18 protein-coding genes are annotated in these 22350 nt (G+C 54.9%); 5 read left to right on the top strand and 13 right to left on the bottom strand.

Translation table 11 applies throughout. From position 1 onward, the window contains the following. Positions 1-12: 12 nt before the first annotated feature. From S7A_RS20260 to S7A_RS20285, 6 genes are all read right to left on the bottom strand, one after another. Positions 13-1422: a sucrose-6-phosphate hydrolase gene (locus tag S7A_RS20260; protein WP_009093247.1), complete on the bottom strand. Its 1410-nt coding sequence runs from the start codon at positions 1420-1422 to the stop codon at positions 13-15. Continuing rightward, positions 1422-2792, bottom strand: coding sequence for a sucrose-specific PTS transporter subunit IIBC (locus tag S7A_RS20265; RefSeq protein WP_009093248.1), 1371 nt, complete (start codon positions 2790-2792; stop codon positions 1422-1424). The genes S7A_RS20260 and S7A_RS20265 overlap by 1 nt, the downstream gene beginning before the upstream one ends. Before the next feature lie 66 nt (positions 2793-2858). Further along, entirely contained in the window at positions 2859-4373 is a 1515-nt protein-coding gene (locus S7A_RS20270) for a carbohydrate porin (protein ID WP_009093249.1), read from the bottom strand. 157 nt (positions 4374-4530) lie between these two features. After that, positions 4531-5457, bottom strand: coding sequence for an aminoimidazole riboside kinase (locus S7A_RS20275; protein ID WP_009093250.1), 927 nt, complete (start codon positions 5455-5457; stop codon positions 4531-4533). A 184-nt stretch (positions 5458-5641) separates the two neighbouring features. Beyond that, positions 5642-6613: a ParB family protein gene (locus S7A_RS20280; protein ID WP_009093251.1), complete on the bottom strand. Its 972-nt coding sequence runs from the start codon at positions 6611-6613 to the stop codon at positions 5642-5644. Continuing rightward, positions 6610-7812 carry an AAA family ATPase gene (locus S7A_RS20285; RefSeq protein WP_009093252.1) on the bottom strand — a complete coding sequence of 401 codons (1203 nt, stop codon included), beginning with the start codon at positions 7810-7812 and terminating at the stop codon, positions 6610-6612. Before S7A_RS20285 ends, S7A_RS20280 begins: the two co-directional genes overlap by 4 nt. Positions 7813-8751: 939 nt before the next feature. Here S7A_RS20285 and S7A_RS21705 point away from each other — a divergent pair. Together S7A_RS21705 and S7A_RS20295 are read left to right on the top strand one after the other, a co-directional pair. After that, positions 8752-9198, top strand: a complete 447-nt coding sequence (locus S7A_RS21705; RefSeq protein ID WP_237712335.1) for a hypothetical protein — start codon at positions 8752-8754, stop codon at positions 9196-9198. Between the two features lie 1281 nt (positions 9199-10479). Next, the gene (locus tag S7A_RS20295; RefSeq protein WP_009093253.1) at positions 10480-11553 is read left to right on the top strand and encodes a RepB family plasmid replication initiator protein; all 1074 of its coding nucleotides are present in this window, start codon (positions 10480-10482) and stop codon (positions 11551-11553) included. A gap of 1292 nt (positions 11554-12845) precedes the next feature. On the opposite strand, the gene S7A_RS20300 is transcribed toward S7A_RS20295, so the two are convergent. The 3 genes from S7A_RS20300 to S7A_RS20310 form a co-directional block, all read right to left on the bottom strand. Continuing rightward, complete coding sequence (locus S7A_RS20300) at positions 12846-14033, bottom strand: diguanylate phosphodiesterase (RefSeq protein ID WP_009093254.1); 1188 nt, start codon at positions 14031-14033, stop codon at positions 12846-12848. 168 nt (positions 14034-14201) lie between these two features. Next, positions 14202-15986: an EAL domain-containing protein gene (locus S7A_RS20305; protein WP_009093255.1), complete on the bottom strand. Its 1785-nt coding sequence runs from the start codon at positions 15984-15986 to the stop codon at positions 14202-14204. A 518-nt stretch (positions 15987-16504) separates the two neighbouring features. Beyond that, positions 16505-16729, bottom strand: a complete 225-nt coding sequence (locus S7A_RS20310) for a DUF3606 domain-containing protein (protein ID WP_009093256.1) — start codon at positions 16727-16729, stop codon at positions 16505-16507. 367 nt (positions 16730-17096) lie between these two features. On the opposite strand from S7A_RS20310, the gene S7A_RS20315 reads away from it, so the two are divergent. After that, positions 17097-17336: a hypothetical protein gene (locus tag S7A_RS20315; protein ID WP_009093257.1), complete on the top strand. Its 240-nt coding sequence runs from the start codon at positions 17097-17099 to the stop codon at positions 17334-17336. Positions 17337-17507: 171 nt separating this feature from the next. Next, positions 17508-17996, top strand: a complete 489-nt coding sequence (locus tag S7A_RS20320; protein WP_009093258.1) for an Hsp20 family protein — start codon at positions 17508-17510, stop codon at positions 17994-17996. Positions 17997-18068: 72 nt separating this feature from the next. Here the strand turns inward: S7A_RS20320 and S7A_RS20325 are convergent, their stop codons facing one another. The 3 genes from S7A_RS20325 to S7A_RS20335 all read right to left on the bottom strand — a co-directional run bounded on the left by S7A_RS20325 (position 18069) and on the right by S7A_RS20335 (position 20616). Beyond that, positions 18069-18833, bottom strand: coding sequence for a MerR family transcriptional regulator (locus S7A_RS20325; RefSeq protein WP_033736893.1), 765 nt, complete (start codon positions 18831-18833; stop codon positions 18069-18071). A 186-nt stretch (positions 18834-19019) separates the two neighbouring features. Next, positions 19020-19229: a CsbD family protein gene (locus S7A_RS20330; RefSeq protein WP_009093260.1), complete on the bottom strand. Its 210-nt coding sequence runs from the start codon at positions 19227-19229 to the stop codon at positions 19020-19022. A 169-nt stretch (positions 19230-19398) separates the two neighbouring features. Then, a complete protein-coding gene (locus S7A_RS20335; RefSeq protein ID WP_009093262.1) occupies positions 19399-20616 on the bottom strand; it encodes a diguanylate phosphodiesterase in 1218 nt (405 codons plus the stop codon). A gap of 725 nt (positions 20617-21341) precedes the next feature. On the opposite strand from S7A_RS20335, the gene S7A_RS20340 reads away from it, so the two are divergent. Continuing rightward, positions 21342-21575 (top strand): hypothetical protein, encoded by a 234-nt coding sequence (locus tag S7A_RS20340; RefSeq protein ID WP_009093263.1) that lies wholly within the window; start codon positions 21342-21344, stop codon positions 21573-21575. Between the two features lie 59 nt (positions 21576-21634). Here the strand turns inward: S7A_RS20340 and S7A_RS20345 are convergent, their stop codons facing one another. Next, complete coding sequence (locus S7A_RS20345) at positions 21635-22051, bottom strand: hypothetical protein (protein WP_237712336.1); 417 nt, start codon at positions 22049-22051, stop codon at positions 21635-21637. Between the last annotated feature and the right edge of the window lie 299 nt (positions 22052-22350).

Below are 22350 nucleotides of genomic sequence, written 5' to 3' on the forward strand. Positions count from 1 at the left end.
TGGAACAGGCCGTTATTCTACCATGCAGCGACGCAACGACCAGTAGCGGGCCGTCAGTTCTGCGCCTCCGCGCAGGGTGAGCTTCGCCGGCGTGTCCGGAAAATAGCGGCTGCTCATCACGCCCTCCCCCTCATTGATGAAAATCTCCACGCTGGAGTGGTCGCAGAGGATCTGCAACCGGCAGGCTGCCCCTGTCCAGTAGCGGAAGATCCACTCGCCCGACACCAGACTGCGACGGGCAAGCCGCAGTTCATCCTGCTGCCACGACAGGATCAGCGTATCGGCAAAATTGAGTTCGATATCTCCCTGACTCTCCAGCATCAGCTCCAGTCGCGCGGCGGCGATCGGTGGCATGTCATCAGCGCGACCCTGATAGTGCTGCTCCGCTTCGCGCAGCGCCTGCAGTTCAGCAACCGGCTGCTGACAGAGCCGCCCGTTGCGTGAGCTCAGTTCACGCAGGCAGGTCATCTGGTGGATCCAGCGATGCGCGACCGTCGGCTGGGCCATCTCTTCGCCATCCGGCGTACCCATCCAGCCCACCAGCAGACGCCGTCCGTCCGCAGTAAGCGTGGTCTGCGGCGCATAGAATTCAAACCCGGCATCCATTTCATTCAGCGGGCCGTGGGTGTATTCAGCCCGCTCATAATCCAGAGAGCCGCTCAGCCAGGCGCAGGCGTGGCTGTTCAGGTAGCGTTTTTCTTCCGGCGCCACGCCCTGCGGACAGCAGATCAGATAGGTGCTGTCGCCCAGCGTGAACATATCCGGGCATTCCCACATGTAGCCCGCAGCACCCAGTCCCCCCCGCTCGCTGCCCGCTATTTCGCCGAGAGAGTGCCACGCGCGCAGATCGTCAGAACGCAGTAACAGCACCCTGCCCTGCCGCTTCGTGGTCTGCGCCGCCAGAACCATGTACCAGTGGTTTTCGTGCCGCCACACTTTCGGATCGCGGACGTGGCCGGTGTAGCCCTCCGGCACGGCAATGACCGGGCCGAGTTTGTCGAATCCCCCTGCGCTGTTCTGCTGCGCCAGGCATTGCCACGCGGTGCGCGAGCCATCCTCAAATTTGACGTTACCGGTGTAGATCAGCGTCAGCACGCCGTTCTCCTCCACTGCGCTGCCGGAGTAGCAACCGCTGCGGTCATACTCCTCATCAGGCATCAGGGCAATGGGCTGATGCTGCCAGTGCAGCAGATCCGCTGAGCGCCAGTGACCCCAGCACTTATGCTGATGTGCACACCCCAGCGGGTTCCACTGGTAAAAGAGATGATAGTGTCCGTCAAAATGGATAAAGCCGTTAGGATCGTTGAGCAGCCCGGTCACCGGTGCCAGATGCCAGCCGGGATAGTGGCGGTCGCTGAGCGCCGCGGGCATACCCTGCATGACCGCCTGCAGGATGGCGGCCAGACGTGTTGATGCGCTCATTATTCCGCGTCCGTTTTATATTTGAGCAGGTAAGAGATCACAAACGCCGAAATGAAGGCGATGGCGATACCGATAATATAGTTCAGCAGCGATCCGGCCTGCACGATGGCCATGCCCGGCAGACCGGTCAGGCCGACGGCGGTCATGTAGACGTGCACCGAAACCACCCAGGCTCCCCCCAGCGCGCCCCCGACCAGGCCGGCAATGAAAGGTTTCATAAACCGCAGGTTAATACCAAAGATCGCGGCTTCCGTGATCCCCAGCAGCGCAGAGAACGCGGAGGGCAGCGAAATCGCTTTGATTTTTGCATCGCGGGTTTTAAACCACACCGCCAGGCAGGCACCGCCCTGAGCGACATTCGCCATCGCCCAGACAGGCAGCAGGAAGTTCACCCCGATGGAGGGGTTACCCAGCAGCCCCGCCTCGATAGCGTGAAAGCTGTGATGCACACCGGTAATAACGATCACGGAATAGAGTCCGCCGAACACCAGGCCTGCCAGCCAGCCTGCGTGTGCGATCAGGGTGCTGAGCACAAAGGAGATGCCATCACCCAGCATACGGCCGGCCGGACCGATGATCAGCAGCGCAATAAAGCCGGACAGAATCACCGTCAGAAACGGGGTCAGGATCAGATCGAGGGCATCCGGAATAACCCGGCGCAGCTGCTTTTCCAGCATGCTCATAAACCACACTGCCAGCAGCACCGGGAATACCGTCCCCTGATAGCCGATCATCGCCACTTCAAAACCAAAGAAGTTCATGGTGTGGAAACCCGACGCGACCCCCCAGGCGTTAGTCAGGGCCGGATGCGTCAGGATGCCGCCGAGGGTCGCGCCGAGAAAGGGGTTACCGCCAAACTCGCGCGCCGCCGTAAAGCCAATCAGGATCGGCAGGATAATAAAGGCCGCCGAGCTGCACATATCGAGCATGATATAGAGCGCATTCTCCGGGTTAACCCAGCCGTAGGTTTTGACCATCCCCAGCAGGCCCATCAGCAGCCCCGACGCCACAATGGCCGGAATGATCGGCACAAAGATGTTCGACAACAGACGGGCGATTCGCTGGAAAGAGTTGAGCTTACGGGCCGCAATATCCGCCGCCTCCGACTTGCTCGATTCGCTGATGCCCGCCTCGGCGATGAACGCCGCATACACCTTGTTCACCACGCCTGTGCCAAAGATCACCTGAAGCTGTCCCGCATTGCGGAAGCACCCCTTTACCCCCTCAATCCGGCCAATGGCAGCGGTGTCCGCCAGCGCATCATCGGCCAGCACCAGCCTCAGCCGGGTAGCGCAGTGTGCGGCACTGGCGATATTCGCTTTGCCACCCAGCAGGGGCAGGAGTGCCCGGGAAATCTTCACATAGTCCATACATACCTCTGTCTTGTTATGTTTTTATCCGCGTGACTATCCGGCCCCGGATGCGGGGCCAGCCGGTCAGAACCAGGTTTCCATCTGAACGCCGAAGTTCCATTCGCCACCGGCATCAAACCCTTTACTGCCGAAGGCATCGTCACTGGCATAGTTATCCAGCCGGTGATCCCAGTCCATCCAGGTAGCAAAGAGCCGGATTTCCGGGCGCTTGAGGAAGTCACCGACATCACCGGCTTTCAGCGTGGGCGCCACGGTGAGCTTGGTGAAGCTGCCGCTGACCGCGTTGCGATTGTTATACCCCTGCGGACGCAGATCCATGTACTGATAGGAGCCCTCATACTGCATCTCAAAGTTCTGCGTGATTTCCTGGATCAGCCGCAGGTTGACCGTCGCCCAGTCGTAGCTGTCCCCTTTGACGTAACGGTCGTCACTGCGCTGCGCCAGTAAAGCAGGCGCAATGTGCCAGCCTCCGCCCAGCGGCGTGATGCCGTAACTTGCCAGACGCCAGGTGCTGGCCTCCGGCAGCAGTGCGCCGTCAGAGCCAATGGATTTCACCTCCGCCCCCAGTCCGTGACCGTAAAGCAGTGCAGTTTTCGACGAACCGTCTGTCAGCCCATAGAAGCTGTCGTTGTGCAGGCCCAGCAGCGCGTGGACGCCGGTATTGGCTGCATCGCTTTTGACTTTGTTACCGTCAATATCCCGGCGGTCATCGTTATCCTTTGCCCGCAGGCCGCTGACCATCATCTGCACCGGACCGACAAAGTTGTTCAGTGACAGGATGTAGTTCTGCGCGGTGTTTTCGTTGTTTTCAATGTCGCCAAAAGTACGGCCATAGAGAGAGAGGTTGCTGCGCGCCTGATCGCTCCATTTCATGTCGTAGATACCGGCACCGGTTCCGGCAAGGAACACCACATCGGAGTCGATCCAGTGGATATCAAAGTTATCACGGTCAAAACGCTTACCGGCCCAGACGGTGGCGTTGTCGAAGGCGCCGGTAAAAGTAGGCAGCTGGCCCAGTTCGACAAACGCCTGACGCAGATTGAGGTCGCTGCTGGCGGCCGTCCAGTCGTTATAGGTTCGCTGCCCGTCGGCCAGCATCGCTTTAAAACGGGTTGTGGCCCCGCTGGCCAGCGTCTGCTTATGCTCCAGATTCAGCTCAACGTAGGTGTCCGGTTCATTACCCAGACGACCAACGTGACCGCCGGTCTCCCCGGCGGGGGTTACGGTCGGACCGCCCTGGGTTTTCGCGGCTGAACTGTTCATCAGCAGGCCGGATCGGGCATAGCCGTGAAATTCAAAGCCGCCTTCATCGGCTGAATGCTGCTCCAGCTTCGCAGTGCGCTGTTCGACCTGAGCGGCAGAGGCCTGGTTCTGCTGCTGAACCGCCGCCAGCTGCTGAGCCTGCTTCTCAGCAGCCCGTGCGCGGGTTTCGGCGGCATCCGCCCGCTGCTCGGCCGCCTGAAGCCGCTGCTCCATGGCTGCCAGACGGGCTTCGATACTGCTCATGCTGGAATCGGCCCAGACGGGAGAGGAAAGCAACAGGGTAGAAAGGGTCACTGCAATGGTGCTTTTTTTCATTTTTTTATGTCCCTGAGAGGAGGCTATCATCACCGGCTTTTTGCTAAACCGGTTTAGGCCAAATCATAGCCACGGGTAATTTCCCTTCGCAATGAAAATAGCTAAACCGGTTTAGTGATTGTGAGATAGTTCGCAAAACAGGGGTAAAAAGCAGGGATTACTCCGTCAGTTCGTGAAGCTGGTGGAGCCAGGGGAGTGCAGTCATGGCACCTTTAGCCGTGGTGGCGAGTGCACCGCAGCGCTGGGCACTCGCCAGCGCGCGGGCCAGCTGTGATTCATTCGCGGGCAGACCCGACTTTGCGAGTTCCCACAATAACCCCGCCACGAAGGCATCGCCTGCGCCCGTCGTATCGACACTGACCACAGGGGAGGTGCTGTAGTGCGCAACCCGGCCCTGATAACAGGCCAGCACCCCTTCCCTGCCCCGCGTCACCAGCAACAAATTGATCTGATAACGCGACGCCAGTTGCAGCATGCGTCCGGCCGCTTCACCCTCCGGACAGAGAAAATCAAGCTCTTCATCTGACAGTTTAACGACGTCGGCGTGACTGAGCGCCTCGCTCACCACCGCCTGCAGCAGTGCCGGATCGGGCCAGAGGTCATGGCGCAGATTCAAATCAAAACTGACATGCCCGCCTGCGGCCCGGATCTGTTCCATCGCCTTCAGCGTGGTGGTACGCGAAGGCTCTGCCGCTAAGGCGATGGAACAGCAGTGCAGCCACTCCCCGCGGCCGAACGCAGGCAGGTCGCCCGGTTCAAGAAACAGGTCGGCGCTTGGCCGCACCATAAAGGTAAAGGAGCGTTCGCCCTGTTCATCCAGCCCGACCACCACCGTCGAGGTGCGGTGCCGGGGATCGTTTATCATGGCCCCGGTGTCAACCTGCTCTTCCTGCAGCGTCTGCCGCATGAACTCTCCAAAGGGATCCGCGCCAACCCGGCCGATAAACGCGCTGTTTCCCCCCAGACGCGCGACGCCCACTGCGACATTGGCGGGCGCCCCGCCCGGACACTGCATTAACCGACCCGGCATTTCGGGAAGTAAATCCACCACGGCATCGCCGAGGCACCACACGCGAACTGACATACATACTCCTTTAATCAGACCTGAACGCTAAACCGTTTTAGCTATAGCGGGAAACGATGCCGACTTCAAGTGTTCTTCTGCTGGAGTGATACCTCGCTGACAGCCGCGAGCAGGTCATTGAGGTAAAGAAGCGATATAAAAAAACCGGCCTGAGCCGGTTTCGTTTTCGCTGAAGCGAGGAGGGTTACTTCATGGTGGCGAGAATCTGCCGGATCGATGCGTCTATCTGCTCAGCGATCTCTTTCGGCAGACGACTGAATTCATACTGTACGGTGCGTTTCTCGTCATTGGTTTTACGGCGCGCATAGGTGTTTGCCGTGGTAAAGGTGGCCAGTTTTTCCGTCACCGTTTTGCTGACTGGCGCGGGCTTTTTTAACTGGCGACGGGCGCTTTTAAAGGCATTGAGAATGGCACTTTTTTTCTCATCTGCATTTGCGCTCAGCAGTGAACCCTCAGCCTCCAGCTGCTGCTCAATCCCGCTGACCAGTTCCGTGACGTCTGCGGCCTCCGCCTTTGCTTCCTCCCAGACGTCGAGCAGTAACTGATAGTCCTGCAATGTCAGTTCCGACACCACCGGGAAGAGGCCGATAAATTCGGCAGGTACGGCAGCCGCCTGGAACGCGCGGGAGACTTTGGCGTTAGAGATGCCTTCGGCTTTAGCAATCTCTGATTTGCTCATGCCGTTCTCGTTCATCAGCATAAAGCGCAGTCCCAGCTCGCGCAGGTTATGCTCTTTTGCTGTCTGAATATCCGCGGCCAGCTGACGCGCATCCGCGAGGCTCAGCGCATCGGCGGTTACCAGGACTTCCAGACTGGCACCCGACAGAATGCAGGCGGCGCGGCGGCGGGAACCGTCCATGATCTCAATTTTGTCACCGTTCACGCGACCAATGGCCGGGAAAAACTGCTGCAGGGTAATGGTCCGGGTGATCTCCTGCAGCGACTCCGGTGTCAGGCTGCTCTGGTCCCTTCCGTTAATGGCCGGGTCGACGCTGGTCCGGGTTTCGATATCGTCATGCGGGATCAGCTGACGCACAAAGGTCGCCTTCGCGCCTGATTTCAGCGTAAAAGTCCGCGACTGGCTGCTGCTGTCGATCATGCTTGCTATCGCGGAGTCGCCAAATTTGCGGCCAATGCGCTGTATAGGTTTGCTCACAGGGTGCTCCTGATATATTCGATGCGATCAAATACCGCCCTTGAGAACTGCTCAGCTTCATATTTCGCTTTACGCAGGGCATCGGCACTGCCCGGATACGAGGAGGGGTTGGCGCTGATCACTGTGTCAAAAGATTCACCGCAGCGTTCAAATCCATCCAGGCGCGGTAAGCTGCAGTCCAGCATCGATTTCGTAAAGACTTCCCGCGCATAGCTTTGTGAAGTCAGGTGATCGTGTTTAGAGGTCATTTTTGACATGAAGCCGATATTTGCCTTCAGTCGCGGTTCAACGCCTTCAGATTCTATACGCTCCAGCATTTCCGGCAGGCGGGTCAGATACTTCATCGTGGAGTGGAAGTCGACCTGGGCCGGTGGCGTAGGTGTCAGCAGCACATCACTGGCTGCGATCGCGTTTAGCATAAAGGAATCCAGATGCGGACCGGTGTCCAGGAAGATAAAATCGTAATCACCTGCCAGACGATCGATGACGTTACGACGCAATACTTCGGATGGCGCTACCCCCGGCAGGTGTTCGGCAACCAGCTCTTCCCAGTCGCTGGCCACAAAGCCATCGTCAATTGACGCCGGGATAACATCCACGCCAGGCATGACGGTAGGTTTGATGAACTGTTCGCGAAGCTGGTCTGCATCGAGATCGTTGAGCATCGCCTGAGCGGCCGTTTCCAGAACGGAACCCACGCTGTTGGTATGACTCAGGAACATGGTGCTTGATGCCTGCGGGTCCAGGTCGATAACCAGGATGCGCAGATCGTTATGCAGCATGGAGGGGTGCGCGCGCATACCGTGGGCGAGCGTAACGGTGCTGACCGTTTTAGAGACCCCACCCTTGAGGCTGACAACAAAGACGACAAAGGGGCCGTCGTGGCGGTCGCGATATTTCGGCACTTTACGGTGCTGATAAATGTCGACGACATTCTGAATGGTCAGTGCATACTGCGAGGTACTGCCCGTCTGTTTTTTGCCAAACTGGTAGCCTGCAGCTTCCATATCCCCGATAGCCGCGACGACCGCGTGCTTGCTCAGCAAAGGCATATTGGCAACGGCATTACGTGAGAAGGTCTGGTAAAAACCGGTCTGGTTAAACTCCTGACGCTGCTGCTCAATATGGTTACTCAGTCCATGTAACATGGAATTGGCGCGCGTGGCCATTTCCAGCACTCCACCATAATCACGCTTCATAAGCCCCTCTGATTTAATGTTTTTTGGCATACTACACAAAAAGCGCATATCTGCCAATTTTTTAGAAAAATGCCAAAAACCTGGATTTTTCACTGCAGACGATAAGAAATCGTCGGGAAATCAGGCAGGGTGTTGAAGGGAGCAGGGTGATGGTGCGGGCGTTTTCTGTAAGATACAGCCAGCTCTGAGCGTCTTTATGATGTGGCGTTCTGATGCAGGCAACGCTGTGAGAAGGGTGTTTTCATCATGAAAATCGTAAAATAGTTATTATTTATCAATAAGTAAAATGTGAAATCGCCTGGTGAAAAGTGCAGTTGCGCATGGTCAGACAGGGTGTTTTTTCATTCTGCTGTTCAGACCGGCAATGAATTCTGAACCACGCTTACTGAAAGGCGACTCTCACAGCTCTATTCAGCGGCGTAATCGTTTATATAAATCTTTTTCTCAGTTAAACCAGCCTGACAGAGTAGCAAGAAGGCGGGGGAGTAAGACGTCGTTTTGTGAGCCGTTGTGTCCGGCGTCAGCCAGGTCACTGCCAGAGGCGCAGAAGCTGTAAGCACAGTGCATGCGATGCGATAAGGCGCCTGGTTTCGGGGATGATCATCAGTCTTAACCTTTCTCTTTTTTATGGCATAAACCAGCCCGTCGTATATCTGCTACAGATGAATTCAACGAAGCATTTTACCTTCGGGCTTTGCAACCGGCGTGGACGTCTTTAAAGGCGATCTGCTCGATATCGATTCCCTGCGGAAAGTCTTCTCTGGCGTCGACACGCTTTTTCTTCTGAATGCTGTCACCGGGGATGAATTCACTCAGGCCCTGATCACGCTAAATTTAGCCCGGGAAGCCGGCATTGACCGGGTCGTTTTACCTGTCGGTGTTTGATGCTGATAAGGCCGTAAACGTGCCTCACTTTGCTGTAAAGTTCGGCGCAGAGCGATGCCTGAAACGCTGGGCTTCAGCGCCACCATCCTGCGGCCGGCCTACTTCATCGATAATGAGACAATGATTGCAGACATGGTCAGAAAGCATAACGTTTATCCGATGCCCATCGGTTCCAAATGTGTGGCTATGGTTGAAGCCTGTGATATTGCTGAAATAGCTGCCATTGAACTGATTCGTCGCGATCGGGCATCGGGGAAGTTGTCTGTTGAGACAATCAATATAGTCGGGACCGACATCCTCACCGGCGCTGATGTGGCTGCGATCTGGACTGAGGTGCTGGGTCGCCCCATTGCTTATGGGGGCGATGATCCGGGAGGCTTTGAGGCCAGTATGGCGAATTTCATACCTGAGTGGATGGCATATGAAATGCGCATTATGGCCGAACTGTTACGTCAGCGACGGCATGATCCCTCCGGAGGGCGACCGCGAGCGTCTGGTTAAGATGCCAGGCCGTAATTTGCATTCTTACCGCGAAACGGCTCTGGCTCTGGCCGGATGAAAAAGGGGAGAGTTTAACCGGAAGGCGGGATAAGGATCAGGGCGGTTAAAACCGTCCTCTATGAGATCCCACACTTCATTTTCTTAGCTGAATGTATTCAATAGCAGATGATATGCAGATAAATTCCCGCCTTTTTATCCAGACCCGAATTGACTACTGCGCTCTGAATCGGATTCTTTTCTGTTAAGCCTGAACTTCTCTTCTTATGGCTATCATTCTGCTCTCGCATTCTGGCTCTTACTTTACTGGTGTGTAATTTCCCTTTACCGGCAAAAGTTTTTCACTGTATGTCAGTTGAATATCGCAATAATGCACGGTGTTTTCATCATGAAAAAATCCAGATAAAAATATATAAATCAATTGCTTAGGTAAGATTTCTTCAGGGTGAGTTTACGTTTTTTCTCTTCAGAAAAAGTTGATGGCTGATCGACAACTTAAGCGCACTACTCACCTGGAAACCCCGCTGACGATAATTTTTGTTTTTCGGTGAGTCTGTTTAAACCCTCCTGTATCAGGCTTTGGATCTGGTCATGTTTGCTGAAACGGCTTAACGCCGAATCACGGCAGAAAAGCAGTTTCATTTGAGACGGGAATAGCGTCTGGTTTGGGTCTTTTTATCCCCGTTATCCACAGGCCAGATCCAATTGGTCGATCCTCAATAGATCAAATTGAGATCCTAAACAGATCCCCGCAGCGGCCAGACCCTTGTGACACAAGGCCTGAGAGGGGATCAATAACCACTATAGCGAGAAAAACAACCACTGCGGAGAGTATAACAACCACTATGGCGAGAGAAGTAACCGCGCTGGTGAGTAGTGAACAACCACTGTAGCGAGCAGATGGCCCTGATAACGGTGGATAAACGGCAGTGCTATCAGCTACAGCCTGCTTTCAGGCTGGCTCTGAAGATATGGGTCTGGTCGGCTGGTCTGATTTTCTGAAAATGAACGTTTAACCACCCGTTTTTACACCTTTATCCACCGATTCGATCCAGTAACCGATCCTCATAAGATCATTAATAGTTCCTGAAAGATCCCTGCAGCACGCCAGGCCCCGACAGCGCTGGCTTAAGGCCCTGTCAGCAACCACTGTAGCGAGTAAGATAACCACTGTGGTGAGAGAAATAACCACTGCGGTAAGTAGATTAACCGCTATAGTGAGTGATAGTATCCACTGTATCGAGTAACAGCGGCTGTTGCCTGTTCATAACACGGATCTGCCTAATGCCAAGAAAAGAACCCGATATCCTGAACATAGCGGATGCATTTAGCGAAACAGACAAACGCACTGGCGAGGTTGTTACTCTCACGCCTAACAGCAACAACACCGTTCAGCCGGTCGCGCTGATGCGACTTGGCTTGTTTGTTCCGACGCTGAAATCCACGGCGCGCAGTCAGAAAAACCAGATGAATGCCATGGATGTGACACAGGATCTTAAACAGTTATCCCTGGTCCGCTCGGAAGGGTATGACAACATCAAGATTCTGGGTGCCCGCCTGGATATGGATAACGATTTCAAAACCTGGGTGGGGATCATCCGTGCCTTCGCCACGCATGAGTGTCTGGGAGACACGGTAACGCTCTCTTTCGTTGAATTCGCCAAACTGTGTGGCATACCCTCTGTGCGTCTCTCCTCGAAGCTCAGAAGCCGTCTGGATGCTTCCCTGACCCGTATTGCCTCCAATACGCTGACATTTACCAGCAAGGGTGGCGAGAACTACACCACGCATCTGGTGCAGTCTGCCAAATACAGCATCAAAAAGGACACGGTCACCTTACAGGCCGATCCCAAAATCTTTGAGCTCTACCAGTTCGACAGGAAAGTCCTGCTGCAGCTGAAAGCCATCAATGAGCTGGCACGTAAAGAGTCGGCCCAGGCGCTCTACACCTTCATTGAGAGTCTTCCGCCTAAACCGGCGCCGATATCCATGGCCCGGCTGCGTGCCAGACTTAACCTCACTTCGCGTGTGATCACCCAGAACGCCACCGTCAGAAAGGCCATGGAGCAGCTGAAAGAGATTGGATACCTTGACTACACGGAAACCCGGCGCGGCTCATCGGTTTACTTCTGGGTCCATTACCGTCACCCCAAGCTGCGCCCGGCCGAGCTGCCGCTCAGCAAGTCTGGTCTGATCGATGACGAAATGGATGAGTTCGACGATCTCTATAACGATCCGACTGTTATTGATGTGGGCCAGCCTGAAGCCGTGATGGAAGAGGAGAGCAGCGAGCTGGTGATGGTGTCACGTGAGGAGAAAGAGCTGCTGAACAAAATCAGGAAGCAAAAAAAGCAATAACTTTCAGACGTTAGCACGCCTCGTTCCCTGTGATAGCCCTTTCCGCTCGCGGCCTGAGAGTAGGGATGTCAGGAAGGCCTGACCCAACCACTGTAGCGAGTTACGTTACTCTCTACAGTGGTTATCCACCCGCTGCCCGCTCAAAGATCCCGCTCAATCGCTGTGGCCTCCACCTAATCTGCCTTGTGTCGTTTTTAACCGACGCAGCCAGTGTTAACTCGCTACAGTGGTTGCTCTTCTGTTAAAAGTGATGATGAGTACGGCTGACACAGAGATTTCTCTGCTTTACTCGCTACAGTGGTTATCCGGCTGAACGTCTTCCTGCCTCAGAAGAAGCGGGGCAGGGCAGGTATTTATCGCGCAGCGCGCGCTTCACTTACTCGCTATAGTGGTTACCCTTTCTGTTTTCGAAGCTAATCGGGCCATTCTCATGCTCTTCCTCTTCTGTGAGCTACTCGTTACAGTGGTTATCAGGTTGTTTTATCGCTAAAGCGGTGAGTTAATGATCAGATAATAGCGTTTTAAGGGGTAAACACACTCGCTACAGTGGTTGCCAAACGGAAACAGGCAGGTGAGGTTTACTCACTATAGTGGTTGTTACTGTTTCTGCCCGACCACCCCTTTTAGCGGCTTACCTTGTATGTGAGCGCTTACTATTGTTATATCCCCTGTCAGATAAGACCTCAAGAAAAATACCAAGACGATGCTCTGCCTCAGTCATCACTTGCTATAGTGGTTCTCTTAAGACTGACCGCCACAGAACTGACCTGCATGACAGGCCCGATGCACCCAAAATGGCTCTCAGAGCGAGTGATTTCACGAAAAGAGTGTCGCCCGCATTCCTGCAACAGCAAACACGCCTCCTGTCTGAGAAGTCTTCTCGCTATAGTGGTTGCTCGCCTGTTTCCCGTCGCTGAACCGCCTGAGTGGCAACACTCACTGGCACCATTACTCGCTACAGTGGTTACTGATGCTGAGCTGAGCAGCGATTCACTCGCTATAGTGGATATCTGGCACATTACGCCTTTGCCGGTGTGCAAATATGCAACAAATTGCCTTTCCGCAGGCAGCAGGGAAGTAACATTACTCGCTATAGTGGTTATCCCTCATTCCTGTGCCTGACTGGTCAGAAATATGCTGTCAAAACGGGAAGCTGTAAAAGCTCATACAGCAGGTCAGGGGCAGGAGACGGGGCAGGGAAGTGAATCAGTGAACTGCGTGAGGATTGTCAGGAGTGAAGCAACAAAACGGCCGGCGCGCCAGCCGCTCTGTTGCTGTTCAGGCAGGTTGCGTTACATCGCCTCCCGGTATTCCGGCCAGGCGACCGATTCAGCCTGGTAGCGGCCAGCGGCAGCAAACAGGGTGCCCTGGAAGTTGATCACACCAGCCGCCTCCAGCCACATCCACTCCTCGGCCTGGACGATACCGGCTGCGATTACGGTGATTTCCAGTGCAGAACAGCATTTGATAATTGCCTGAACCACCGCCTGTTTGGGGCCGCTGCGGTGAACGTCGCGGGTGATCCCGGCGTCGATACGAATACGGTCCGGCTGAATGTGGGTCAGCAGCGAAAGCCCGGCGGAGCCGTCTCCAAAATTGTCGATAGAGAGGCTGATCCCGGCAGCTTTCAACGCACGAACCGCTTCAGAGAAGGCGGCCAGCTGCGAGATAACTGCCGTTTCGCTCACGCCGATGACCACCTGCTCCGGCACCAGTCCCGCCTGCTGAATGGCGGCCACAATCTGCGTGACGGCATCGGGGATCACCACCAGCGTCATCGGCAGCAGGCTGACGTAGAGCGTCATGCCGTCAGGGCAGACCTGACCCGCATGGGCGAATGTCTTTTTCAGGGTCTCCAGATCGTCAGCGTGAAGCTGGGCGTCTGAGGCTGCATCGGAGGGCGCCGCTCTGACAATAGTGGCTTCAATCGCGGTAACCTTGCGAGCCAGCGGATCGACGACCGGGCGGAAACTGACGCCTTCTGTTTCAGGGCGGGAATCCGGCACCTCGTTATGCTCTGAAATGAATTCCCAGTAACCGGGCGGAAGGACTTCGTAATAATTCTCTTTCTCGCGTGACTCAACAAAGGTCCGCAGGAATTGCAGTGCCCGATCATCATAGGTCAGTTGATATTTCGAGGTCCCTTTGTCCAGCACCGCCTGGAGCAGCGACGAGCGGTCATGTTCACGCAGGTCAAACAGCGACATACCCGCATTACCAAACCGGCGGGAAGGTGCGTAGTCGCGCATCAGCTCCACGACATTATGATGCCGGCGATCGGCACAGATGCGCTGATAGACTGCCTGAACGCCCGCTTCCGGCCCCTCAAGCAACTGAAAAAAGTGTGTGCCGTTGAATAACAGGATGCCTGTTACGTCGTGCGCAGTGTTGATTTCGCTGGCGTGATCGACCATCTCAGGCAGGGTTCTGACCGGAAAATCATCGGAAATATGGCTGCGGTATATAATGGTAGTCAGCATGTGCAGCTCCGCTTTAGGTGAATATAGCGCACACGCTAACACTGTTTAAAAAATGTTTCATCTTTCCTTACTGACTGTAGCACGGCGTGCACACGGGCAGGCAGCACTAAGCGCAGCGGCTGTCGGGTGACGTTCCGGATCACAGCTCCGGTACGTGCAGACGGTCACTCAGCAGGGCTCTCCGCGCAGCTTCCAGTTGAGCCAGTGATCCAGTGCTTCTTCGTTCAGCGGTCTGGAATAGAAGTAACCCTGTGCCTGGTCACAACCATACTCTGTCAGCGAGGTCACCGCATCGGGACACTCGACCCCCTCAGCCAGCACGGTGTAGTCCAGCTCTTTCAGCATGGCGATGATGCTGCGGGCTATGATGCGTGAGGCAGTATCGGAAGAGAGCTCGCTGATCAGGGAGCGATCCAGCTTGATAACATCCAGCGGCATCCGGCGCAGATAACTGATATTGCTGTAGCCGGAGCCAAAATCATCCAGCGAAATCGTAAATCCACACTCTCTGAGTCTCTCCAGCCCGCGCAGGGCATCAGGGCTTTCAAGGATACGTTCAGTTTCCAGACACTCAATGCCCAGCAGTGAGGTGGGGAGCTTAGCCCTGACCAGCTTGCTTTCCAGTGCTGAAGCAAAGCCTTCCTGCGAGAAGTCGTTCACGTTGACGTTAATCGTTAACGGCAGCTGGATGCAGCTATTCCTGAGTCGTCTCAGCCGCGCTACCGCCTGATCGATAATCCAAGCGGTCAGCATAGAGAGCAGTTCGGTCTGTTCAGCCTGCGGGATAAAGGCACCTGGCGAGAGTTCACCCCGGGTAGGATGCTGCCAGCGGATCAGCGCTTCCAGCCCCACCGGTCTGCCACTCTGCAGGCAGATTTTCGGCTGGTAAACCATATAGAGCCCGACGTTGTCGCGCAGCGCAGCTTTAAGATCGTTCATCAGCAGTAAATCGTCAGCATGCTGCGTCTGCGCCTCGGCGTCATAGCGCTGCGAGGGCAGCCCCAGTCCGACCGCATCGTTCAGGGCACTGACGGCGCGACGTAATACCTCAGGTGCCGACAGTTGACTGGCCACAAAGCCCGCTTCGCCGGTGTGCGGTGTCAGCGCGACCGACAGTCCATCATCCACATCTGCACTGATACCCTCCAGACGACCGGCCACCCAGGCGGCACTCAGGCGGCTGTCTGCCCGGGTCAGGATGGCAAACCGCCCGGTGGCCACGGTATAGAGCATTTCGCCCACCGCCGGACGCAGCCGCAGTGGCAGCAGGGTGGCCATATCTTTCAGCAGGCTTTCAACCGGACCCATTCCCATCGTGCGGGCCAGTTCATAGGCTCGTGACATATCAATGCAATCAATCAGGACCAGGCGGCGGGGTGTGATGTCGCCCGCCACGGCCAGATACTGCAAATCCCGGATCAGACGCTGGCGGTTAGGCAGTCCGGTTACGGGATCGACAAACCCGGCCGCATGCCAGGCTTCCAGAAAAGACATGACCAGCGTGGAGAGCAGGGTCAGCGTGATGACCTGGTCAGAGGTGAACACATGCGGCTCGGTGTCGGTCACACACAGCGTACCCAGAATAATGTTATCGCGCGTTTTCAGCGGCACGCCGGCATAGAAGCGAATAAAGGGTGCGCCGGTGATCAGGGGATGCCTGACAAAACGCGGGTCGTGCCAGGTGTCGGGCACGACCATAGGCGTGTTACTGTCGACCACGTGGCGACAGAGTGAATCCTCACGCGTGGAGCGCTGAAGATTGAATGTGTGCGAGGCCTGTACGGTCTGATACTCATCATCCAGAACAGAGATAAAGCTGCCCGGAATGCCCAGTGCCTGACTCGCCAGACGGACAAATTTCCGCAGGACGTCATCGCGACTTTCATCAGGACTGCGCAACGCCTGTATAGCACGGCTTCTGCGTTCATCATCGCCGTTTAAATTCTTAAGCATGTGTGTATACCCCGCACCGGTTGATTACGGAGCGAAAAAGAAAACTGTCCGGTTTGAAATGTCGATCAGGCGGCAGTAAATATAGCGTATTTTTTATTTTCCGCTGAATGATAGGTGACTCTGCGGCAGCTGTCTCTGAATATTTTCTTTAACGCATTAAAAGCGTGTTTACGATTCGAAAATTTAATCGAAGAGAGGCGTTAATATTTACATGTTGTTGTCATTTTCAGAAAACGCGTGATTTCAGACTTTTTAATATTTATTTCAGGGCAGCAGAACAATATGCATTCAGGAGCGTGAATGGTTTTGCTAAGTCAGTCTGAACCCTGCAGCCGCGACAGGCTGCGGAACCGCGTCGCTGAGAAGAGACGGGTGAGAAAGATAACCTGTTAATATGACTGGTAAAAGCAGAAAACCGGGTTACTCCGGCAGAGATAACCTGTCGCCATTGTGATGGCTGAGGCAGGCCAATCCGCCGCCGGGCTGCCACTGACGCAGCACGTCAGGCAGTAATCAGGTTAACGTTTGATGCCGTTGCGGGACTGTAACGGACGCCGGGGTGGCGGGTTTTGCTCCAGCCACGCACGCACCTGTTCGGTCAGCGATCCCTGTTCGCGAATCGCACGCGTCAGCCTCTCCTGAGTCGTCTTCAGCTCCTGGGTCCAGTAGGTGATTTGCCACTGTTCACGGATCTCTACACGTGACAGATCGTCGGGTGAGCGACGCTGGATAGGATTTTTCATTTATTATCCTCCTCGTATTTTTGATGGTGCCCGCTGAGCAGCATCCTCAGGCTAAACAGCTATCGTGATGAAGAGTGAGGCATTGAGGTAGCGGATTAATCCCTGAATCGCGCTTAAGTCAAATATCAGGACTATTCCTGGCTGGCGCAATAAGGCACTCTAAAAAAATAGAAAAGTCGCCGGCGGGGCAGAATTACGCGTTTCGTTTACAAAGAAATCCTGCCGGAATGCAGAATCCGGAATTTGACATTTATTTAAAATGGTCAATTATTCTCAGGTCAATTCGCAGGGCCACTTCCGGGTCGCTTCGCTTTATACAGGCGAAGCGCTGCGCCTTTGCGGTTTCATCATGTTGAAGGAGTCCTTTTTGGTTAATCGTCCCCCTCAGCCGCCTGTGGCTGTTCAGAGTAATGTGCGTGAACTTCGTTTGGCCGCCGGGCTGTCACAGCAGAGCGCCGCAGAGCGTTTCGACCTCAGTCTGCGCGTCTGGCAGACGAAAGAAGCTGCAGCCAATCCTGCGTTATTGAGTCAGGGTGAATATGAGTTGCTGCTGCTGCTGGCCGGCCGTCATCCTCATTTCGTTCTTGCACCGCAGAATAAAAAATAGCGGCAGCCCGCTATCCTGATTTGACTCCCGGTGATAACAGGATCCGGAGAAGCGGAAAAAAATCTATTTCCCGGCTTGAAAATGTAGCGCTAATCCCTATTTTGAAGGTGATCGGGAATCTGAAACCGGTCAGATGAACTTTTGGATGAACCTGTTCAGGAGATTATCACGATGTCACTACAACCCTTTTCAGTTTTGCCTTCGCTGGCTGATTCCGTTTTTTCAGACCGCTTCAGCCGCATCGATAAATTGTTCAGTCAGCTGACGGGTGACAGCCCGGTCACCTCAGTTCCCGCTTATGATCTGCAGCGCGTGGAGGATAACCACTATGCGCTGACCGTCAGCACGCCTGGCTGGAAAGAGCATGAGCTGGAGATCGAGTTACGTGGCGGGCGTCTTTCCATCGCCGGTCACAGGGAAAAAGCGTCGCAGGAATCGACAGGCGAGGCCCGGGAAGAGAGCGGCGGCTGGATCCATCGCGGGATAGCGCGCCACGACTTCCAGCTGAACTTTTCCATTCCGGAGCATATGAAGGTCACCGGAGCCAGTCTGGCTGAGGGATTACTCCGTATCGATCTGATTCAGGAGATACCGGAGAGCGAGAAACCGCGTCGCATTCCGATTGCCATCGGCGGTCCGCGTACGCTTGAGCATCACTGATAGCTGCAGGGCGGAAATGGCAAAGGCTGTTTCCGCCTTTTTGATGGCGGGCAGGCAAAAGAAGTCATGGAATCAGGCGCTGGCGGAGAGGGTGTTTTCAGGCAGTTTCACGCGGGTGTCTGTTCCGGTCAGCATGACGGGATCGCCTGCCTCAAGACTGGACTGAAAAATTGCCTTCATGGATGGCGTAATTCCGTCGCCACACCACATCAGATGGTGCTCAAAGCGGTGATTCGCCACGGCAGGCACGCCTGACGCCTCGGCGGCCACTTCAACCCGGAATCCCTGTCCGTTGAGCCGTATCGCTTCCATCCAGATCTCTGTCTCATCCGTCACGCTGACCGCTTCAAGGAACAGCGGGATGGTGCTGCGTCGTCTGGCGGCCTGCGCCAGGCGTTCCCACTGACCCACCACGGCGGTGTGAAAACGCTCAAGACGCTGCGCTGCCCCTTCGCTGACGTCAGTACGCAGCCAGAGATTAAGCGGGCGCAGGTAGCAGTTCACATAATCATCGCCACAGTAGTCAATGTTCATCATCCGCAACTCGCGATGAATATCCTCGTCTGAGCTCTGAGAGAGCAGCTGCAGCATATCCTCTTCCCGGCAGGCCCAGCCGCCGGGCAGCGTAACACTGGGCCAGTTAAGCGCTGCATGGATATCGAAAAGCGTATGGCCGCCTGACGTCATATCCCGCACATAGAGGGCACGCGTAAGCTGATTATCTGAATAACCGCCAGCATCCGGTGGCGTAATCAACCCGGCGCGGCGCCAGCGTCTCAGCGTTTCAGGAAGAACACCGACAAGCGCACATATCGTGTCGGTAGAGTGTTGAGGCATGATTGGTATCCGTAAGGTTTTGGGCTCCCATCACCAGGGAAGTCAGCGTAGTATGCGCGCCAGCGATGAATAAAGAAACAATCATTTCCATAATGTATCGGGTGTTGCACGGCGGGGCGGGTCGTTAACATCTGTGAGAGAAAAGGGCAGGCACCGGGCGCGTAAACGCCCGGCGGGAAAAGGGGATTACCAGTGATACTTGTTGGAATCTTCCCACTCTTTCACTTCCTGCTCGGCACGATCTTTCTCGTAGCCGTAACGTTCCTGAATTTTACCGACCAGCTGATCGCGCTTCCCTTCCACAACGGTCATATCGTCATCCGTGAGATCGCCCCATTTTTCCTTAACCTTACCTTTGAACTGCTTCCAGTTACCGCCAATGCGATCTTCGTTCATGGTGATTCTCCCAACTCGGTGATTATCCAGGGATCTGATGAATATCTGTTGGCCAGATGGCTGTCAGATGGATCAAGCATGGCACAGCTTTTGCTCTTTGCAGCGAAGCGGTGTGAGCCGCATCAAATTATGAGCAAAACGGCAGCGTGCAAGCGGAAGTCAGGCGGAATTACGCCGGGCGTCGTGAGGGCCAGCTGACGGCAGGCAGGGCGTTGAGGGCAGGGCGCGCAAACAGAAAACCCTGGTAATAGCGAACCCCGGCACCTTCAAGCCAGAGCCACTCTTCAATTTTTTCAACGCCTTCTGCGATGACCGTGATTTCCAGCGCCTGACAGCATTTCAGGATGGCCAGCACAATCGCCTGACGCGGGCCGCTGCGGTGAATATCAGTGATCAGCTTGCGATCGATTTTAACTTTGTCGGGCTGAAAATCGGCTAACAGAGACAGGCCAGCAAAACCGGCGCCAAAATCGTCGAGCGCCAGGCTGATGCCGGCCGCTTTCAGCTGGCGCACTGCGGACTGAAAGGCGTCAAAGCGTGAGATGACCTCATCTTCAGTGACTTCTACCACGACCTGCTCCGGTCGCAATCCCTGCAGCCGGATTTGCTGAAGAAGATGATCGACCGCCCCCTCGATCATCACCAGTGACATAGGCAACAGGTTAACGGAGAGGGTCTGATCGCCCAGGCCAAGCTGTCCGGCCAGCCGGAAAGCATAGGTCTTGGAGTGAAGATCGGCCTGATAACGCTGGCTTTCCGGTAGCTGAGAAAAATAGTCGGCGGGTGAAGCGCCATGCTGACCGCGGATCAGGGCTTCACAGGAAACAATCTGGCGATTTGTGGCATCCACAATCGGCTGCAGCGCAAACGCACAGCGCTGATCGGCGGCGGGCGGGCAGGAAAGCGGTACAGCGGAGGAGGAGGGAGTGGTCAGTGTCCACTGACTGGCTGGTTCAATCTCAATAAAGGTCTCTTTATCCCGTCCTTCAACAAACGAACGCAGGAATTTGACGACCCGATCATGCCGGATACGCTCCTCATTAAGCGTGACCCGGCCAAGCAGAGCCTCCACCACGGTATGCTTCTGATAGTCTCGCAAATCAAACAGGGCCATGCCGGCGTGACCAAATCGCCGTGCCGGGGCGTAGTCACGCATCAGCTCGATCAGATTAAAATGCCGATCGTCCTGACTGATTCGCTGAAAAACCGTGTGGACATTCTCAACGCTCCCCTCCAGCACCTGAAAAAAGTGCTGCCCGTCATAAAGCAGGATCCCGGTGACCTCGGCCGCGGCGTTTTTAACACTGGCACGCTCCACCAGCGCCTGCAGTTTCTCCGGCGAGACAGAACCCGCAAGCTGGCTGCGGTAGATAAGGGTGGAGAGCATAAGCGGACTCGCATGGCAGTTGAGACTTATTAACCATATCACAGATATTTCGGGGGTTAAGGGCACAACTGAAATGATTATGCTGTTCTGCTTTCGGTATTAATATCGCTGTGAATCCCGCCCGGGTTAAGAGGCATTAATCGCCATTTTCCCGGGAGAGCGATCAGGCAATTGTAATAAAGCAGAAAAGCCCCCCCGTTAAAGCGGGGGCGAACAGAAGATATAGCGCATTATTATAATGACACAGCATCCCTGGTGAGGCGCTGGTTAATCGGATGTTTACAGGTTGCTTTCACCAGCCCTTTTACGCTGGCCGGTGAAACGTGATCTCTGCTACTGCACTCTCTGAAAAAGTGCCCCCTGTTTAAGGGGGCAAGGGTAGGAGTCAGATCACTCTGTAAAGGAAGTGGATTTCGTTACAGAGCCATTTAAAGATAGGGCAAAAGCGATCTGAATGCCGCTGCGGTTAACCGTTTTTTAGTTTGATATCAGATGATTAGAATGATCACTTTAATGCATTTTCAGGTTAATCAATGTGTTAAACGTTAATGAAAACGTTTTCTAAGATTTGGATTAAAGTCCCGTTTCGCTGGCGGACACGGATAAAAATGGCAGGGCAGGGCGTCCTCCGCAGCCGAAAACCAGACAGGCTTGACCGACTCCGGGAATAATTATACTGTTTATATATACAGTCAATGGTGGTGAGATGTTGCGGGGGCAATGCAATGCAACAGGATGATGCGGTCTGGATCGCATTCAGAGAGGCGATGAGGCGGGATAGCGAGGGGCTGTGTACGATCAGCACCCGGGACTTTGTCACGCAGCTGGACCTGCACAACACACCTCACACCATGCGAGCGGCGAATGTCTGGATAGAGATCCATATCACGACATTCCGTGATATCTCCACCGAACCGGGTGAGTGCCGACTGTTTCAGGTTCCTGCGGCGCGCAATTAGCGCGCACCGCAGCACCATCAGGCATTCAGCCTGCCTGCAGAGACAGGCTGAGGCTGCAATCAGGCCCTGACGCTGCTTTGACGCAACCCGGCGCGGTCCTGGTAGTTCGGCCTGGCAGAATAGCTCTTCTCGCAGCCCGTGCGGGCCCTATTCAGAGCAACTTTGCGCTTTTTCAGCTTAATTTTCGGTAACCACTCTTTAAACTGTGCCGTCAGCGAGGCCGCCTGCTGTTCGTTTGCAACGCGGCAGATAAACAGCTTGCTCTTGGTCTGACGGGTGACATCAATGGCGTAGATCTCAACGCCACTGCTGCATGCTTCATATTCAACATCCGTAAACTGCATGTGTGGCCAAAGACCGGTTCTGGTTTCAAATGTGGCTAAATCCATGATGACTACCTTTTTTATTGTAAGCGTTAGTGCTGTCCGGCAGGTTAAAACCTGGTCGGGCCAGTGAGCATAGACCAGAATCAGCATTCCGCCAGTCAATTCACTAATTTAATCTGGCCCTGCCACAAATGGCTAAAATCCGAGTTGCAGATGCTCCCGCCACAACCAGGTTTGCCCCGCCCTGAGGCTGCTGAGCGCGCTGACAGGGCAGGATTTCGCTGTCGTGTTCTGCCGCTGACAGCCGCCGCGTACCCTTTCCTGCAGAAGAGCAGGCTTAGCGTTGCCGATTACCTGAGCACTGCTGTTAAATCAGCCACGTTATTATCAGATCGCCACAACTGACATTCAGTGCTTATATCCGGCATTGTTGCTGCATATAACGATAA

Origin of the sequence: Pantoea sp. Sc1 (assembly GCF_000255315.1) — a bacterium.
GTDB lineage: Bacteria > Pseudomonadota > Gammaproteobacteria > Enterobacterales > Enterobacteriaceae > Pantoea > Pantoea anthophila.

Bases quoted from the DNA above. Each gene is read 5' to 3' on its own strand.
- S7A_RS20310 (WP_009093256.1), bottom strand. From the start codon at position 16,729: ATGAAAAATCCTATCCAGCGTCGCTCACCCGACGATCTGTCACGTGTA.
- S7A_RS20260 (WP_009093247.1), bottom strand. From the start codon at position 1,422: ATGAGCGCATCAACACGTCTGGCCGCCATCCTGCAGGCGGTCATGCAG.
- S7A_RS20305 (WP_009093255.1), bottom strand. From the start codon at position 15,986: ATGCTTAAGAATTTAAACGGCGATGATGAACGCAGAAGCCGTGCTATA.
- S7A_RS21705 (WP_237712335.1), top strand. From the start codon at position 8,752: ATGCCTGAAACGCTGGGCTTCAGCGCCACCATCCTGCGGCCGGCCTAC.
- S7A_RS20325 (WP_033736893.1), bottom strand. From the start codon at position 18,833: ATGCCTCAACACTCTACCGACACGATATGTGCGCTTGTCGGTGTTCTT.
- S7A_RS20275 (WP_009093250.1), bottom strand. From the start codon at position 5,457: ATGTCAGTTCGCGTGTGGTGCCTCGGCGATGCCGTGGTGGATTTACTT.
- S7A_RS20330 (WP_009093260.1), bottom strand. From the start codon at position 19,229: ATGAACGAAGATCGCATTGGCGGTAACTGGAAGCAGTTCAAAGGTAAG.
- S7A_RS20285 (WP_009093252.1), bottom strand. From the start codon at position 7,812: ATGAAGCGTGATTATGGTGGAGTGCTGGAAATGGCCACGCGCGCCAAT.
- S7A_RS20295 (WP_009093253.1), top strand. From the start codon at position 10,480: ATGCCAAGAAAAGAACCCGATATCCTGAACATAGCGGATGCATTTAGC.
- S7A_RS20335 (WP_009093262.1), bottom strand. From the start codon at position 20,616: ATGCTCTCCACCCTTATCTACCGCAGCCAGCTTGCGGGTTCTGTCTCG.
- S7A_RS20340 (WP_009093263.1), top strand. From the start codon at position 21,342: ATGCAACAGGATGATGCGGTCTGGATCGCATTCAGAGAGGCGATGAGG.
- S7A_RS20265 (WP_009093248.1), bottom strand. From the start codon at position 2,792: ATGGACTATGTGAAGATTTCCCGGGCACTCCTGCCCCTGCTGGGTGGC.
- S7A_RS20345 (WP_237712336.1), bottom strand. From the start codon at position 22,051: ATGCTGATTCTGGTCTATGCTCACTGGCCCGACCAGGTTTTAACCTGC.
- S7A_RS20270 (WP_009093249.1), bottom strand. From the start codon at position 4,373: ATGAAAAAAAGCACCATTGCAGTGACCCTTTCTACCCTGTTGCTTTCC.
- S7A_RS20320 (WP_009093258.1), top strand. From the start codon at position 17,508: ATGTCACTACAACCCTTTTCAGTTTTGCCTTCGCTGGCTGATTCCGTT.
- S7A_RS20300 (WP_009093254.1), bottom strand. From the start codon at position 14,033: ATGCTGACTACCATTATATACCGCAGCCATATTTCCGATGATTTTCCG.